This window comes from Candidatus Pelagibacter communis (genome assembly GCF_001180105.1).
Classification (GTDB): Bacteria; Pseudomonadota; Alphaproteobacteria; order Pelagibacterales; family Pelagibacteraceae; genus Pelagibacter; species Pelagibacter ubique_K.
Genome location: NZ_CVSO01000017.1, coordinates 1 through 1237, shown reverse-complemented (window position 1 = coordinate 1237; position 1237 = coordinate 1). Strand labels below are relative to the sequence as shown.

The following is a 1237-nucleotide window of genomic DNA, read 5'->3' as shown; positions in this document are numbered from 1 at the left end:
ACAAATAAGCCAAAAATCATCCGAAAAAAAATACAAAGCATACATAAGAGAAGTTTCAAAGGCAGTCGACCCTACATCAAAATCAATAATAACCGAAGGAAAAAAAACAATTAAAATATCAAAAAGAGAAAGAAACAAATCAACTAACAACAACAATAACATTATTTCCCTCCCTTTATAAAATGAGAACTACGCAATAAATATAAAACCATCTTATAATTATATAAAAGCAACAGAAAAGAAAAAAACCCTTTTATTATATCTTGAAGATAAAACATATATCCTTCAAAATAAGATAAATCTATCAAAGTCACAGCTTGACCATAAATAAAAATTTCAAATTTAGGTTTTTTAGCATATAAAGTCAAAGCATCTTCAAACAAAATCCAATTATGAAATCCTAACTTTACAGAAACTTTATCTTTAGTTTCATAAAAACGAGACTTAATATCTTCAAAATCTGGAATAAACAAAGACTTTAAATTTTCTGAAAGATTTACAAAAACATCATCAAAAAAGCCCAAGACCTTATCAAAAGAAGACAAAATATCATCAAAAAAGCCCAAGACCTTATCAAAAGAAGACAAAATATTATCAAAAAAAGATAAAATATCATCAAAAAAACCAACAGGAACATCATCCATACCAGCCCCTGCATCACTATCTAAATCCTTATCTCTCAAAACACTTATAATATCATCAACATCTAAAACACTATCAAGTTCCAAAAAATCATCATCAGTCAGTTCTAAATCAACAACCAAATTCTCAATAGATTGATTAAAATCAAAACTCAAATCAGGAGGAACAATCATACTATGTAAATCACCCATACCATATAAAACTTCTCTAGCCAAACCTAAATCAGCATCATCATAAGTAAACTTAGCACTAGAAACAAAAAAAACCCTATAATCATTAGTAGCTATAATATCATCATAATCATAAATATCATCATAATAACTTTCAACAGAAATACCATAATCAGGGGAAAACTTAACAATGAAACCATGAACATAACGATTAAAATCAATAGTATTCCTACCACCAGGAGCAGTATAACGAACATCACTTGACTCTAAAGAATTATAATATGCAATAAAATAATCATCACCCTTAGAATACATTATATATCTATCATAGACATCCATATACATAAGTACCTGATTAACATAATAGCTACTCAAATGTTCCTCAAAGAACTCTTGCGAAACTATATTACCAAACTCAAAAGATG

At 27.8% G+C, this 1237-nt stretch carries 2 protein-coding genes; one reads left to right on the top strand and one right to left on the bottom strand.

Annotation, left to right across the window (positions count from 1 at the left end):
* A partial coding sequence (locus AMN84_RS05020; protein WP_179850682.1) for a hypothetical protein occupies nt 1-181 on the top strand: 181 nt, incomplete at its 5' end.
* Here the strand turns inward: AMN84_RS05020 and AMN84_RS05015 are convergent.
* The coding region (locus AMN84_RS05015) for a hypothetical protein (protein ID WP_179850681.1) at nt 162-1237 on the bottom strand (1076 nt) is incomplete at its 5' end. The two genes, AMN84_RS05020 and AMN84_RS05015, sit on opposite strands and share 20 nt — an antisense overlap.